At 72.8% G+C, this 13,736-nt stretch carries 12 protein-coding genes; 8 read left to right on the top strand and 4 right to left on the bottom strand.

All coding sequences use genetic code 11. From position 1 onward, the window contains the following. Positions 1-89: 89 nt before the first annotated feature. Positions 90-725 carry an HD domain-containing protein gene (locus WMF24_RS11435; RefSeq protein WP_437736425.1) on the top strand — a complete coding sequence of 212 codons (636 nt, stop codon included), beginning with the start codon at positions 90-92 and terminating at the stop codon, positions 723-725. 55 nt (positions 726-780) lie between these two features. Here WMF24_RS11435 and WMF24_RS11430 read toward each other — a convergent pair whose 3' ends face one another. Further along, positions 781-1,215 carry a hypothetical protein gene (locus WMF24_RS11430; protein WP_437736424.1) on the bottom strand — a complete coding sequence of 145 codons (435 nt, stop codon included), beginning with the start codon at positions 1,213-1,215 and terminating at the stop codon, positions 781-783. A gap of 602 nt (positions 1,216-1,817) precedes the next feature. On the opposite strand from WMF24_RS11430, the gene WMF24_RS11425 reads away from it, so the two are divergent. From WMF24_RS11425 to WMF24_RS11415, 3 genes are all read left to right on the top strand, one after another. Continuing rightward, on the top strand, positions 1,818-3,257 hold the full coding sequence (locus WMF24_RS11425; RefSeq protein ID WP_437736423.1) for an FAD-dependent monooxygenase: 1,440 nt from the start codon (positions 1,818-1,820) through the stop codon (positions 3,255-3,257). Positions 3,258-3,486: 229 nt separating this feature from the next. Beyond that, entirely contained in the window at positions 3,487-4,797 is a 1,311-nt protein-coding gene (locus WMF24_RS11420) for a cytochrome P450 (RefSeq protein WP_437736422.1), read from the top strand. A 56-nt stretch (positions 4,798-4,853) separates the two neighbouring features. Continuing rightward, positions 4,854-5,009, top strand: coding sequence for a hypothetical protein (locus WMF24_RS11415; RefSeq protein WP_437736421.1), 156 nt, complete (start codon positions 4,854-4,856; stop codon positions 5,007-5,009). Between the two features lie 27 nt (positions 5,010-5,036). Here the strand turns inward: WMF24_RS11415 and WMF24_RS11410 are convergent, their stop codons facing one another. Beyond that, positions 5,037-5,498 carry a macro domain-containing protein gene (locus WMF24_RS11410; RefSeq protein ID WP_437736420.1) on the bottom strand — a complete coding sequence of 154 codons (462 nt, stop codon included), beginning with the start codon at positions 5,496-5,498 and terminating at the stop codon, positions 5,037-5,039. A gap of 71 nt (positions 5,499-5,569) precedes the next feature. Then, complete coding sequence (locus WMF24_RS11405) at positions 5,570-6,634, bottom strand: hypothetical protein (protein ID WP_437736419.1); 1,065 nt, start codon at positions 6,632-6,634, stop codon at positions 5,570-5,572. Positions 6,635-6,861: 227 nt separating this feature from the next. Between WMF24_RS11405 and WMF24_RS11400 the strand changes: the two genes are divergently transcribed. The 4 genes from WMF24_RS11400 to WMF24_RS11385 all read left to right on the top strand — a co-directional run bounded on the left by WMF24_RS11400 (position 6,862) and on the right by WMF24_RS11385 (position 11,932). Continuing rightward, positions 6,862-8,229, top strand: a complete 1,368-nt coding sequence (locus tag WMF24_RS11400) for an RNA polymerase sigma factor (protein ID WP_437736418.1) — start codon at positions 6,862-6,864, stop codon at positions 8,227-8,229. 197 nt (positions 8,230-8,426) lie between these two features. Continuing rightward, a complete protein-coding gene (locus tag WMF24_RS11395; RefSeq protein WP_437736417.1) occupies positions 8,427-9,470 on the top strand; it encodes a hypothetical protein in 1,044 nt (347 codons plus the stop codon). A gap of 156 nt (positions 9,471-9,626) precedes the next feature. Further along, the gene (locus WMF24_RS11390; RefSeq protein WP_437736416.1) at positions 9,627-10,805 is read left to right on the top strand and encodes a hypothetical protein; all 1,179 of its coding nucleotides are present in this window, start codon (positions 9,627-9,629) and stop codon (positions 10,803-10,805) included. Positions 10,806-11,059: 254 nt separating this feature from the next. After that, positions 11,060-11,932 (top strand): hypothetical protein, encoded by an 873-nt coding sequence (locus WMF24_RS11385; RefSeq protein WP_437736415.1) that lies wholly within the window; start codon positions 11,060-11,062, stop codon positions 11,930-11,932. A gap of 151 nt (positions 11,933-12,083) precedes the next feature. Here WMF24_RS11385 and WMF24_RS11380 read toward each other — a convergent pair whose 3' ends face one another. Next, complete coding sequence (locus WMF24_RS11380) at positions 12,084-13,427, bottom strand: serpin family protein (RefSeq protein WP_437736414.1); 1,344 nt, start codon at positions 13,425-13,427, stop codon at positions 12,084-12,086. Between the last annotated feature and the right edge of the window lie 309 nt (positions 13,428-13,736).

Genomic DNA, 13,736 nt, shown 5'->3' with positions numbered 1-13,736 from the left:
ATCCGCCCGAGGGCCCAGGTCCTGTGCTCGGCCGGGCGCGAGGCGGGAGATTCGCTCCGGGCTCGGCGCCCCACGAAGGAGAGAGGACCGTGAAGAACGAGATCGCTGGCATCCGCGTCCCTGACAGCCACCTGGCCGCGGCAGCGACCGAGCTCGCGCGGGAGATGTCGGCGCCCTTCCTCTTCAACCACGTCATGCGCACGTACATCTTCGGCGCGCTGCTCGCGAAGCGACGCGGGCTCGAGCTCGATCTCGAGCTGTTCTACCTCGGGGCGGCGCTCCATGACCTCGGCCTGGCCGGGAGGTTCCGGGGCCCGGAGCGGTACGAGGTCGAAGGCGCAAACGCGGCGAGCGACTTCCTGAAGCAGCACGGCGTGCCCGAGGAGGCGATCGGCGTCGTGTGGGACGCCATCGCGCTGCACACCGTGAGGGGGGTCCCGCCCTACAAGCGGCCCGAGGTGGCGCTGCTCCACGTCGGAACCCTCATGGACATCACCGGCAAGGACTTGAAGGAGCTCTCTGCGGACGAGGTGGAGGAGGTGCTCCAGGCGTACCCGCGCCTCGATTTCAAGCGCGCATTCCCGCAGGCGATCGCTGACATGCTCGCCAGCAAGCCCGAGACTGCCTTCTACAACTTCACGGCCGACATCGCCGAGCGCCTGATCCCGGGCTTCCATGCCCCCAATTTCTACGACGTCATGCAGGCGGCGCCGTTCAAGGAGTGACTCTCCGTGCACCGGAGGCGCCGCCTTCGCTCCACGGTCTCGGTCGCAGCGGACGTCAGCCGACGCCGCCGCCCATGATCGTCCCGTCGGCACGGACGCACTGGCACTGATAGCCGAGCTGCCCCGGCGTGCCCGACTCCCAGTAGTTCGCCGTCAGGTAGGACGACAGCGCGTAGCCCCAGCGGCCGAGCGAGTACGAGTAGCCGTACGACCACGCGCCGCTGGTCGACTGGACGTAGAACTTCGAGATGCCCTGCAACGGGCCGGTGTACATCGTGCCGATCGTCGCTCCGCCGGGCGAGCTGCGGAGCGTCAGGGACTGGGCGCAGGCGGCGTTCACCACGCCGTTCGTCACCGCCTGCTCCGCGCTCTCGACCCCCTCGTCTCCTGCCAGCTCGTCCGTACCCTCGAGCTCATCCGGGGCGACGACACACCCCGTGAACGCGAACGCCGAGACCAGGACGAGAGCAGCCTTGAATACCTTCGTCATGAAGCACCCTCCAATGTTCGCCATCTGGCGATTCCACACCGTCATTCCACGCGAACGTGCCGAGGGTGCACGTCGGGTCTTCCCCGAGAGCAGCCGGGTGCCCGGCCCTCATGAGGCATCACGCGTGGACAGGGAACCGACCCGATCCACCGCGCTGTTCCCGGTCGTCACGCCGTTCAAGCCGTCGAGAGCGTTTCCTAAAACGATATCTCATGAACGCGCTCCGGGGAAGACCTTTCGGAGGGCTGACTCCGGGCGTTCAGTGGGTTTCGAAAGTTGCAATCGCACCTGCAACGGCCCGAGGCGTTGTTGCTGCTCGCCCCACAAGGTGCGTCTGCTCGCGCGCGCCTGCGCCTCGCCGATCCCGGCGCGCGCGAGATCGCGCGCGTACGGCCAGCGCGCCTCGACCGGGGACGGGCGCGATCGCGGCGCCATCGGCCGAAAAATGGCGCCCGCACGAGGCGCGTGGGCACGGCGGCCGCGGGCGGAGATGAAGGCGCCCCTCGCTGCCTGCCAGGTCCACTGTATACCAGACATACCGGCTTGCCGGAAGCCCCCCGTCGTGCGCCACAGTTCGCGCATCCCGGACGAGGAGGATGGTCATGACGGAGCATCGCGTGGTGATCGCGGGCGGAGGGCCGACGGGCCTGATGTTGGCGGGCGAGCTGGCGTTGGCGCGGGTGGACGTCGCCGTTGTCGAGAAGCGCGAGAGCCAGGACCTCATGGGCCTGCGCGCAGGCGGGCTGCACATGCGCACGCTCGAGGTGCTCGACCAGCGTGGCATCGTGGAGCGCTTCGTTGCGCAAGGGCAGCCGCACCGCGCCGCGCCCTTCGCGCGCACGACGCTCGACCTGAGCGACGCGCCGACGCGCCACAACTACTTCCTCGCGCTCTGGCAGGCGCGCGTCGAGCGCACGCTGGCCGAATGGGTCGGCGAGCTGCGCGTGCCGATCTACCGCGGGCGCGAGGTCACCGGGCTCGCGCAGGACGACGACGGCGTGAACGTCGCCCTGTCCGACGGCCGCTCGCTGCGCGCGCAGTACCTCGTCGGGTGCGACGGCGGCCGCAGCGCCGTCAGGAAGCGCGCGGGCATCGACTTCCCGGGCTGGGATGCGACGACCAGCTACTTGATCGCGGAGGTCGACCTGGCGGAAGAGCCCGCGTGGGGGATGCACCGCACCGAGAAGGGCTTCGCCGGGATCGGCAAGCTGGAGGACGGGAAGGGCGCGCGCGTCGTGGTGAGCGAAGCGCAGATAGGCCGCGGCGAGCCCAGCTTGAGCGACCTTCGCGAGGCCCTGACCGCGATCTGCGGCACGGACTTCGGCCTGCGCAGCGCCGGCTACCTCTCTCGCTTCTCCGACATGACCCGGCAGGCCGCGGCGTACCGGCGAGCGCGCGTGCTGCTCGCGGGCGACGCGGCGCACGTACACACGCCGATGGGCGGGCAGGGGCTCAACCTCGGCGTGCAGGACGCCGTGAACCTGGGCTGGAAGCTCGCGCAGGTGGTGCACGGCGACGCGCCCGAGAGCCTGCTCGACAGCTACCACGCCGAGCGACACCCGGTGGGCGCGCGCGTGCTGCGCAACACGATGGCGCTCACCGCGCTCGAGCGCGGCGACGCGCGCAGCGAGGCGCTGCGCGAGATGACGTGCGAGCTGATGCGCTGCGACGAGACCCGCAGGCACTACGTCGCGATGCTCTCGGGGCTCGACGTACACTACGACCTCGGCGGAGAGCACCCGCTGTGCGGGCGCCGCATGCCCGATCTCGATCTGGACACCGAGCACGGCCCGCGGCGCGTGTTCACGTTCCTTCACGAGGCCCGCCCGCTGCTCTTCACGCTCGCGCGCGGAGACTTCGCGCTCGGGACGGATCGCGTCCGGCGCGTCGACGCTCGTTCCACGGGGCGCTGGGAGCTGCCGGCGCTCGGCGAGGTCCCGGCGCCCTCTGCGGTGCTGGTGCGCCCCGACGGATACGTGGCGTGGGCGGGCGACGACGCGCGCGGCCTTCGTGAAGCGCTCACCACGTGGGGCTGGGCTTAGTCCCTACGCGGCGCTGCAGGCGGGCGTGGTAGAACCACGATCACGTTGAGCGAGCGAGAAATGAACCGCCAAGACGCCAAGGACGCCAAGGAGAAGACAATGTCTTGGCGTCCTTGGCGTCTTGGCGGTTCGAAGTTCTGCTCGTTTCAGGCGGGTTCAACCCGTTTGTTGCTCCAGCATGTCACCTGCGTCGAACAGCGGACGCAGTACCATCGAAGGAAGGCGACCCATGACCACGTTGCCCAGAGGCCCCACCAGCAACATCCTCGTGAACCTGCAGGGAATGGTGGACCCGATCGGCTTCACGCTGCGCCTGCGGAAGCGCTACGGCGATCCGATGTCGTGCCCGAAGATGGACGGCAAACCGGTGCTGGCCACCGGCAGCGTGGAGGGCCTGCGTTCCGTCTTCGCGGTGCCGCCGGAGAACCTCGACCAGATGCTGTCCGACAACTTCAACGCGTTGTTCGGAGAGTCGTCGCTGTTCGTGCTCTCGGGCGCGCGGCACACGGCCATGCGCAAGCTGCTCATGCCGCCGTTTCACGGGCAGCGCATGCGCCTGTACGGGAAGCAGATGTGCGATCTGGCCCTGCAGCAGTCCCGGGACCTCAAGCCGGGCCAGCAGCTCGTGGCGCAGGACCTCATGCACAAGCTCTCGCTGCAGACGATCATCCACATCGTGTTCGGGGTCACTGCACCGGCGGAAGCGGCGCGCCTCGAGGAGCTGCTCGAGGAGCTGCGCAAGAGCTTCACCCTGGGCCTGACCCTCACCCTCCTGATTCCCGGGCTGCGCCGGGAGTTCGGGGGCGTCGGCCCGTGGGCGCGCAGGCAGCGCGCGACCCGGGAGCTGCGCAGCTTCCTCGATCCGGAGCTCGCCCGCCGCCGCGCCGAGCCCGCCGAGCGCACCGATATCCTGAGCCTCCTCCTGGAAGCCCGCCAGGAAGACGGGACGGCGCTCGACGACCAGCAGATCTTCGATCAGCTTCACACGCTGCTCTTCGCGGGGTACAGCACGACCGCGGGCGCGCTCGCCTGGGCGCTCTATTTTCTCGGACACGCGCCCGCCGCGCTGCGCCGGCTGCAGGACGAGCTGACGGCGCTGGGCCCGGATCCGGAGCCCGAGGCGCTGGCCAAGGCGCCGTACCTGGAAGCGGTGTGCAACGAGACGCTGCGCCTGCGCCCGCCCAGCCCGGGGGTGGGACGCAAGCTGAATGCGCCGATGCGGATCGCAGGCTACGACTTGCCGGCCGGATCAGGCGTGTTCGCGCAGATCATCTGGGCCCACCACGATCCCGCTGTATTTCCGGAGCCGGAGGTGTTTCGCCCCGAGCGATTCCTGGAGCGGAGCTATTCCCCCTTCGAGTTCCTGCCGTTCGGCGGCGGGAATCGGCGCTGCATCGGGGCCGCCTTCGCGCAGTACGAGATGAAGCTGATCCTGGGCACGCTGCTGCGGCGCCACAGCTTCGAGCTCGTGTCCAGGAAGCCAGTGCGGGTGGGGCTGCAGGGTCTGCCCGGCTCTCCGGTGCGCGTCATCGTCCGTTGATCCCCGCCGCGGCGAATGCTGCCGAGTTATCCGGGCCAGGACCGCGGTCGACGGACATGATCGCCGTCCCCATCGGCCCGCGCGTCCAGCGCTACGCGACCGCCGCGGCGCCCGCCCTCTCGGGGCCGTTCCTCTATTATCCGGGGAGCCGGCTCGTCCCCGCGCCGCTGCGCGCCTTCATCGATTTCGTGAAGACCTCCGCGAAGCGGTGAGCGGCGGGGGGCGCTCCAGCGCTGGCGTCAGGCGCCCGGGGCGCGCACGAACTGCTCGTAGACGACGAGCGTGACCGGCTTGTCGTTGGCGACCTTCACGAGGACGCTCTTGACGCGCAGCCATTCGAGGCCGGTCTTGCCGGCGCCGACGCGCGGCACGCCGATCCGCGCGATCCCCGCCCCGGCGGCGTGCGTCACCATCGCGGCGAGCGAGCGCTCGAGCGCGGCGAGCGAGGGCCTCTTCGTCGCGTTCTCCTGGATCGCGAGGCTGTACACCGTGTCGTCGCCCTCGCTCCAGACGAAGGCCTCCCCGAGCTGGAGCTTCCGCTCGGCGCTCCGCTGCTCGAACGCCGGGAGCAGGCCCGGCCAGCGCTTCTTGAACGCCACGGAGATGCCCGTGTCCATCTGGCCCACGCAGCTCACGCCGTGCGCGTACGCGTGCAGATCCGGGGTGTTGAGGAGGTCGCCCTTGGTGAAGATCGTCGGCACGCGGGCACCCTAGCACTGCCGCAGCGAGCCCACGAGAGCGGCGGGCTCGACGTCCGGGCCGAGCCCTGCCGTCACACGCCGGGGATCAGGCGAACGCGCGATGTGAGCCGCCGCCTCTTGCTCGTGGCGAGATTCGCGGCATCGCTCTCGAAGATCAAGGTGGCGCCGATCCCCACCGCGGCAGCGTTGCTGAAGAGGTCGCCGGCGTTGCTCGTCCCGTCCTGCGGCTTCCTCTCGGTGGTTGCCACGAACGGCGCCACCTTCTCGAGCTCCGCGACCTCCTTGCTCCCCGAGGGGTGAACGAAGGTCGAGGTCACATCGATGGTGACGGTCGCCCCCCTGGACAGGGATGCAGGCAGCGGGAACGACCTCCCCGCAAGGCGCTCCTTGAGGGCGCGCGCCGCCCGGCGCCAGGCGACATCGTCCGAGCTGCCTTTGAGCTGGACGCCGAGGAGGCCGCCGCTGGCATCCAATCGCACCTCGAACGTCACCGAGCCGTCGACAGGCGTGTCCGTCCGGCGCACGACGTCGAGGACGTCGCGCGCGAGGGCGGCGGCAAACGGCGGCGGCGCCGCCTCGGGCGGGCGCGCCGGGGCCGATTCGCTCCTCGGCCCGAGCGCGCTCGGGGCGGCCGCAGCGGCCGACGGGCCGATCACGCCGGGGATGGACCACACGGGGGCGCCGCCGAGGCCGGGCGCCGCCGCTGGCCTCGGCGCCCCCGGCGGTCCGCCGTACTCGTCGGGCCCGGCGGGGCTGCTGGCGTCGGCCTGCGCGGGAGGCGCGGCGGCGTCGTCCGGTGATGGCGTCGTCGGCTCGACAGGCCGCGGGCCTCCGCCCTCCGGCCGGCGGCGATCCGGCCTCGACAGGGCGAGCGAAGGCGCCCCGGGAGGGGCGGCCGGCGCCGTGGCGGCGGCGACGCGCGGCGACGCCGGCTCGGCGAGGAGGAGATCGATCGGCAGCTCGTCCCCAGGCAGGTGACCCGGCGCGTCCGTCCGCGCCGCGCGGAGGGGGAGAGCGACCTGCGCGAGGAGCGGAATCAGGATGTGCAGCCCGATCGCGAGCGACGCTGGGCGATACCACCGGGCAGCGGCCTCCCGCAGCCTGGGAGCATCGCCGCCGCGGAGCCCGAAGCGCATGTGCCCGCTTACCCGATCGACCGGGCAGGCACAAGCGGACTGGCAGGCGGTGACCGGAGCGCGTTCGCCCCGGGCACCGGGCGGTGCGTTTTCGACACGGATCCGGAGAGCTCTCCGCAAATCTGGATATGAGTCAACGCTTCGCTGCCCCTGAAGACACCCCCCGCGATCCCACCTGGGACGCCGTTCACGCCGCCGCCCTGCGCATTCTCCCCCGTACGCTTCGGTTGCTGGGGGTCGACGAGACCGACATCGACGACCTGTGCCAGGAGGTCCTGATCGCGGCGTACGAGAGCCTGGATCGGTTCGATCCCGCGTACCCCGACTCGCCGCCGCCGCTCGAGGCGGCCTCGCCGCCGCCGCTCGAGGCCGCTGCGCCGCCGCCGATCGAGGCCGCTTCGCCGCCGCCGATCGAGGCCGCCTCGCTGCCGCCGATCGAGGCCGCTTACGCCTCGCTGCCGCAGCAGGAGGGACGGCCCACGAAGGGCGGCAACGCGGAGGCCCGGTGGGTGTTCGGGATCGCCTGGCGGAAGGTCAGCCACTACCTCGACCGCGCCTACCGCCGCCGCGAGGTCCCGAACGGCTTGCACCCCGCGCCATACGGCCAGCCCGTCGATCCCGTGCCGAGCAGCGAGCAGCGCATCGCGGAGCGAGAGCGGCTCGCGATCGCGATCGAGGTGCTCGGCACGATCGCCCCGGAGCGGCGGATCGTCCTCGCCCTGCACGAGGCCTACGAGGTGCCGATCGTCGAGATCGCGCGTGCGCTCGCCATCAACTACAACACCGCCTGCAGCCGGCTGCGCCTCGCCCGCGAGGACTACCGCGCCGCCGTCCAGCGGCTGCGCCCGGAGCAGCGACAGGCGCTGCGCGCCTGCTGGCTCCCGCTCCCGCTGGCCTCGAGCTTCCTGGCGCTCGCCGACGGCGCGGGCACCGCCGCGCCGCCCGTCCCCTCCCCGCCCTCGCCAGCGCCCCCCGGCGGAGCCGCCCCGCCGGGGCCGCCTGCGCCCCCGCCTGCGCCCCCCGGGGCCCCCGCGCCCCCGGGGCCTCCTCCGCCCTCGCCCGCGACCTCGGCCCTGCGGCGGAGGCTCGCCCTTGTCGGCCTATCGCTCGGGTCGGCCGCGGCGGGCGGCGCCGGGACGGTCGCCGTGCTGCTCGCCCTCGCCCCGCAGCCGGTCCCCTGGGCTCGCCGCTTCGGGGCGCTCCTGCCTGAGACGCCGCCCGCGCGCAGCGCCCTTGCCGCAGCGATCCCGCCCCATGCGGCGGCGGAGCCGCCCCACCCGGCGGAGCCGCGGCCCGCGCCGACCGCGGCCGAGGCGCTGCCTCGCCCCTGCGCCACCACGCCGCGGACAGCGCCGTCGGCCGTCGCACGGGAGGGAGCGGAGGAGACGTTCGAGGAGGAACGCCGGCTGCTCGCCGCGGCGCACGAGACGCTCGCCGCCGGCGATCCCGCCGGGGCGCTCCGGCAGCTCGCCGCGCACGAGGCGCGGTTCCCCGCCGGCAGGATGAAGTCCGTACGGGAGCAGTTGCGCACCGTCACCCGGACGCGCCTCGCCCAGGCCGCGCAGAGCCCGGCAGGAACGGAGCCGTCGCGATGAGCAGGCCCAGGATCGGACACGCGTCGGGCCAGCGCCCGACCCGCAGCGCCCCGGGACCGCTGCGGGGCCCTGGGCGACCGGCGCCCGACGCGGGGCGACCGACGCCCGACGCGGGGCGACCGGCTCCAGACGTAGCGCGACCGGCGCCCGCCGCAGGACGACCCGCGCCTGACGCAGGGCGACCGGCGTCCGCGGCAGTGACGGCGGCCGTCGTGGCCGCGGCCATGGGCCTGCTCTCCGCCGCCGACGCGCACGCCGCGCCGGCGCCTCCCCGGCCGGCGGTGCGGCTCGAGGTCGTCCGAGGCCCCGGCACCGAGGGCTGCCCCGACGCGACGTTCGTGCGCGCCGAGGTGGCGCGCCGGCTCGGCGCCGACCCGTTCCACGACGACGCCCCGCAGGTGCTCACCGTCCGCGTCGCCCGCGAGGGACCGGAGCTCACGGCCTCGCTGACGCTGCGCGACCGCGCGGGAGAGACCCTGTGGGCGGAGGGCTTCGGCACCCGCGGCCGCTGCGACGCGCTGCTCTCCGGCGTGGCCCTCGCGATCGTGGCGCAACAGCTCGGCGCGCAGGCGCCGGCTCCCCCGCAGCCCGAGCGCTCACCGCCGCCCGAGCTCCCGCCCGTCGGGCCGTCGCCCCGGCCCCCGCAGGCGCGGCGCGGCGCGCCCGAGCCACCCCGCGTGGCCGAACCGCCGCAGGCGAGATCGCGGCCGGATGGGACGCCGGCGCCCGCGGAGCGGACGCGGCTCGAAGCGGGGATCGGGGCGACCCTGGGCCTCGGGATCACGCCCGGGGCCGCGGCCGGGACGGCGCTGTCGCTCGGCGTGCGCAGGGCCGGATGGTCGGTCGCGCTCGAGGGGCGGGGGCTCGTGTCCCTCGCGCAGGAGGTGAACGCGATCGCCATCGGGGCGAGCGCCTTCACCGCGTCGGCCGTCGGCTGCCTTCGCGGCCATCACCTGTTCGGCTGCGGGGTCGCCAGCGCCGGCTTCGTCCGGTTCGTCCCCCGGCCTCCGTGGGACATGGTGTTGCGCGCCGACGCGCTGTTCAGCGCCGGCGCGCGGCTCGGCAGCGACTGGCCCCTCTCGGACCGGTGGAGCGCGCACGCCTACGCCGAGGCCACCACGACCGTGGCGGACGCGGTGCTCCGGCGCCAGAGCGCGCGGCGCGAGACCGCCGGATCGATCACCTGGTCATCCCCCCCGTTCGGCGCGTCGCTCGGACTCGGGATCACGGCGACGTACTGAGCCCCTCGTCCACGACGCGCCGTCCACGCCAGAAGACCAACACGATTTCATTTTTCGAAACGAATCCTCATACCTCTCCGTAATGCCCGGGGAGACGGCGTTTTTGCGCAGATCGCCTGTTGTCAGCGCGAGCGCTCCTTGAGTACCGTGCCCGGCATGCGAATCGTCCCCTTCCTGCTCGCTGGAATCCTCTTGTTGCCTGCCTGTGCCGGAGATCCGACCGTCTACGGTCCCTGTCAGCCGCAGGAGTACGGCTACCCGGGCTGCCCGTGGCCCGAGGAGGGCGGCGGCGGCGCCGGCGGCGAGGGTGGCGGCGGCGGCGGGGGCGGGAACGGCGAGAGCAGCGGGAACGGCGGCGGCGGGAGCGACGGGAGCGGCGGGGCCGGCGGGGGCGACGAGACGGCGTGCGCCGGCGGCTGCGTCCCGCCGGCGCCGCTCGGATGGTTCGGCCCGGCGCTGCTCTGGTACGGCCCGCCGGACCAGGCGCCGGACTGCCCCGCCGCCGCGCCGAACGTCGGCTACGAGGGGTTCGCCGACCTCGCACCCGCGCCGCTCGCCTGCGCGGCCTGCCTGTGCGATCCGCCCGACGCGACGTCGGCCTCGTGCCAGCTCCCGCTGGGGTGGTCGGCGCACGCGGCGACGTGTGCCGCCACGGGCCCCGGCACCGTCGAGACCGCCTTTGCGGCGCCCGAGGGCTGGGACGGCGCCTGCACCGCCGCGAACGCCATCCCGGCCGGGCAGGACTGCGGCGGTCAGCCGTGCGTGCAGTCGCTGTCGATCGACGCGCCCGCCGCGCTCGTGACCGCCGCGTGCACGCCGAGGGTCGACGAGCCGCCGCCGCCGGCGCGCCTCGATCCGTGGCAGACCCGAGCGCTCGCGTGCGTCCCCGGCGCCTACACCGAGTGCCCGGGCGACCGGAGCACCTGCATGCCGTCGCCGGAGCAGCCCGCGGCGCCGCCGCCCGGCGGCTTCCTGACATGCATCTTCCACGAGGGCGACGTCACGTGCGAGGAGCCCTATCTCGACCGGCACGTCTTCCACGGCGGCGCCGACGACACGCGCGGATGCTCCGAGTGCGCCTGCGGGGAACCGGAGGGCGCGTCGTGTACGATCCTGGCCTCGGTGTACAGCGACGGCGCGTGTACGGACCTCCTCGTGTCGGCCGTCGTGAGCTCGACGACGCCGTTCTGCGGGGTCACGCCGCCCGGCGTCGGCCTCGGCAGCAAGTCCGCGGAGATCGTCGCCGTGGATCCCGGCGGCTGCGCCCCGAGCGGCGGTGAGCCGATCGGCGACGTGGTGCCGACCGCGCCGTCGACGTTCTGCTGCCTGGCGTAGGCGTCGCTGCGCGCCTCGATGAAGCCACGCAGCGACAAGCGGCTCGAACCGCTTCACCGAGCTCGAACCGCTTCACCGAGCCTGCCTGGCCACACGTCGGGGCGTGACGGGTCACTTGTCGTGACCAATCCGGGGAGCTGACCGGAACTCATGGGACGGGAGGCGGCTGCTTTGGCAGGTGCGGTCTTCGCCGCACGCGCCGGGCATGTCGCGCGAGATTCCAGGATGCCTGTCACCCCCCATGAGACCCCCCGATGCCCTCTGTCACCCATGAAGCCCTGGTGGAGCTGTTCAAGAACCGGCCGACGCTGGCCGCCGAGATGCTGCACGACGCGCTCGGCCAGCCGGTGCCGGCCTTCACGGAGGCGCGTATCGTGTCCTCCGACCTCACCGAGGTCCTGCCCTCGGACCGGCGCGCCGACGTCATCGTCGTGCTGCTCGTCGGCGAGCAGCAGCGCCCCGCGATGGCCATCGTCGTCGAGGTCCAGCTCGGCGTGGACCCGGAAAAGCCGTATTCCTGGCCGGTGTACGTCAGCCAGACGCGGGCCCGGCACCGCTGCCCGACGTGGCTGCTGGTCGTGGCGATCGACCCCGCGATCGCGCGGTGGTGCGCGCGGCCGATCGAGGCGGGCCACCCCGGCTGGATCCTGACCCCGCTGGTGCTCGGGCCCGAGGGCGTCCCGGTCGTCTCCGACGCCGAGCAGGCGAAGGCGGCGCCCGAGGTGGCCGTGCTCTCGGCGATGGCGCACGGGCAGGGCGAGGCGGCCGAGGCGATCGGCGCGGCGTTCCTGGCGGCGGTCGCCGGGCTCGATGAGGAGCGCCGCACCATGTACTGGGACCTGGTGCTATCCTCGCTGAACGCAGCGGCGAGGCGGACGTTGGAGGCGATGATGAAGGCTGGTTACGAGTTTCAGAGCGAATTCGCGCGCAGCTACGTGGCCAAGGGAGAGATCAAGGCCAAGGCGCACGACGTGCTCGCTGTCCTTGAGGCCCGCGGGCTGGAGGTTCCCGCCGAGGTGCGGGAGCGCGTCCTCGCAAGCACGGACCTCGCCGAGCTGGACCGCTGGGTACGCCGGGCTGCCGTCGTCGGCGACGCGAGGGAGCTCCTCACCACCAACGGCTCCTGAGCCCCGCGGCTGCCCCGAGGGCGCCCGCGGGTAGCCCGCGGGCGCCTCGTGCCCCCTCGTGGCCTCCATCCGCAGCGACGGCGCGGGCGCGAACCTGCCCGCGTCGAGCATCGCGGCGCGTGCGCCCCCGTCGCCGGGCGGGGCGCGGTGATCAGCTCGCGCTGGGATCGGCGACGCGGCCGACGAACAGGATGCTGCCTGTCGCGTTGTCGCGGATGAAGAACAGGAACGGATTCACCAGCTCGAGCGACGCCGGCTGGGGCGCCGACTCGTCGCCGACGATGACCGCCGTCGCGGCCGCCGCCTCGGTGCCGGCCTCGTTCACGCCGACGAACGCCTTGTGGAGGACGTCCTGGATGAAGGGCTTTCCACCGGCGTTGATCCCGGTGAAATCCGCCTCGCCGGACTTGAACGCGACCTCCATCCCCATCGCCTTCAGCGTGTCCTTGAGGCCCAGCGTGTACTCGAACTTGAACTTTGGCATCGTCGTGTCGACGAGGTGCTCGCTCATCGCGTCGACGATGCCGTCGACCTTCGCCGCGTCGAGCGACGCCTCGAACGCGTCGAGCGTGCCCGCCTCCGGCAGGACGATCACCATCGACAGCTCGCTCCCGTCGTAGGGCATCGCGACCGCCTTGTAGCCGTCGCCCTCGGCGTACAGCATCTCCAGGCTGGCGTGCATGAGGGGCACGGTCACCTCGGTGTCGTCGGCCGTCACGAACTGGCCGTCCTCCGTCGCGGAGGTCTCGAACGGGATGCGCCACGCGGCGTTGAAGTAGATGGCGTTCGTGAGGATGAGCACCGTCTCGGGGGTGATCGCCTCGACGGGCACGAGCTCCTCGATCTTGCCCTCGGTCTTGTCGCTGACCCAGCCGTTGATGAGATCGGCCGCGTCCTGCGGGGCGCCCACGAAGTCGACGACGTTCATGCCGGCGCCGTAGTGAAGGCCGAGCGTGTCGAGGAAGGGGGCCTCGAACGCGTAGCCGTGCTGCCCCCAGAGCGCGTTCACGACGTTGAGGCGGAAGCCCCCTCCGTCGGCGCCGTCGGCGCCCTGCCCGCGGCTGTCGAGCTCGTGGTCGAGCCAGTTGAACGCCGGGTGGAGCTTGTCCTGCCCGAGGTCGAAGTGCATCGTGCCGGCCATGGCCGTCTCGGTCTCGCCCTTCGCGCCGGCCCACGTCATCGCGAGCGCCGTCGAGATGCTGTAGGGCGAGTAGAAGACGTTGCCCGGCTTCTCGCGGATGTGCTGGTAGACGTCGAGCGCGAACGCGGTGTTGCCCGAGACGAGCGCGGCCGTGTCCTCGGCAGGCACGTCCGGGGACGAGATGCGCTGTTTGTCCGAGGCGACCACACATACGGGCGCGGCGACGTCGGCGCACGCCTCGGCTCCGGGGCCGGGGGTCGGGTCGTCGCCGGGGTCGGTGGTGGACGTCTTGCAGCCGAGGGTGGCGGCAAGAGACAGGAGGAAGAAGGGAGCGAAGGTTCGAAGGGTTCGCATGGTTCGCATGGTTCGCAGCATACAGGCCCGTTGAGCATCCGGCGTGCCGCGGCGGGGGATCGAGGGCGGGTGATGGCGGTTCCGAGACGGCGCGCGCGGCGCGGGCGAGGCGCCGCAGAGGGCGCGCGGCGGAGCCCTGACAGCGGGCGAGAGGGGTGGCCCGGTCTGGCACAGGATCCCGACGCGAGGCCGGTGCGGACGGGCGTGGCGGCGACGACGGGCCCGGCGGCCACCGAGCCCCGATCCTTGGACTTGGACGCAGTCTCTCCCCTGTCGCGGCCGAGCTCGTCCTCGTGGACGGCGGGCACC

It is taken from the genome of Sorangium sp. So ce1335 (assembly GCF_051521615.1).
In the GTDB taxonomy this organism is placed as follows: Bacteria; Myxococcota_A; Polyangia; order Polyangiales; family Polyangiaceae; genus Sorangium.
The sequence above is the reverse complement of the archived record's forward strand: the minus strand, read 5'-3'. Positions and strand labels throughout refer to the sequence as shown.

What these genes read in the sequence shown, in the direction of transcription:
- WMF24_RS11430 (WP_437736424.1), bottom strand. Translation starts at nt 1,215, where the DNA reads ATGACGAAGGTATTCAAGGCTGCTCTCGTCCTGGTCTCGGCGTTCGCG.
- WMF24_RS11425 (WP_437736423.1), top strand. Translation starts at nt 1,818, where the DNA reads ATGACGGAGCATCGCGTGGTGATCGCGGGCGGAGGGCCGACGGGCCTG.
- WMF24_RS11420 (WP_437736422.1), top strand. Translation starts at nt 3,487, where the DNA reads ATGACCACGTTGCCCAGAGGCCCCACCAGCAACATCCTCGTGAACCTG.
- WMF24_RS11415 (WP_437736421.1), top strand. Translation starts at nt 4,854, where the DNA reads ATGATCGCCGTCCCCATCGGCCCGCGCGTCCAGCGCTACGCGACCGCC.
- WMF24_RS11405 (WP_437736419.1), bottom strand. Translation starts at nt 6,634, where the DNA reads ATGCGCTTCGGGCTCCGCGGCGGCGATGCTCCCAGGCTGCGGGAGGCC.
- WMF24_RS11390 (WP_437736416.1), top strand. Translation starts at nt 9,627, where the DNA reads ATGCGAATCGTCCCCTTCCTGCTCGCTGGAATCCTCTTGTTGCCTGCC.
- WMF24_RS11385 (WP_437736415.1), top strand. Translation starts at nt 11,060, where the DNA reads ATGCCCTCTGTCACCCATGAAGCCCTGGTGGAGCTGTTCAAGAACCGG.
- WMF24_RS11380 (WP_437736414.1), bottom strand. Translation starts at nt 13,427, where the DNA reads ATGCGAACCCTTCGAACCTTCGCTCCCTTCTTCCTCCTGTCTCTTGCC.